Below are 253 nucleotides of genomic sequence, written 5' to 3'. Positions count from 1 at the left end.
AGTACCAGGGGTACGGATGCGTGCCGCCGTGATCGGGCAAGAACTCGTACGCCAAGGCGAACCACTCGACTTGGACGCGTCCTCGTCGTATACGGCTTTCGGCCATATCCGCCGCTGGCAATGGGATTTGGATGGTGACGAACACTACGAGATTGATAGTGCTACGCCTGAGATCACTCGCACCCTCACCCGAATCGGAAAGTATCGGGCGCACTTGCGTATCACCGACGACAGTGGCGCCAGTGACACTCTC

Annotated in this window: 1 protein-coding gene; it reads left to right on the top strand. The window is 58.5% G+C overall.

Features of this window, described 5'->3' with window-relative positions; genetic code table 11:
* Positions 1–253, top strand: a 253-nt coding sequence (locus tag A5483_RS10915; protein ID WP_193790483.1) for a PKD domain-containing protein, incomplete at both ends; no start/stop codon positions are given.

Origin of the sequence: Cutibacterium namnetense, assembly GCF_001642025.1 — a bacterium.
GTDB classification, from domain to species: domain Bacteria; phylum Actinomycetota; class Actinomycetes; order Propionibacteriales; family Propionibacteriaceae; genus Cutibacterium; species Cutibacterium namnetense.
This window is presented reverse-complemented; position numbering and strand designations above follow the sequence as displayed.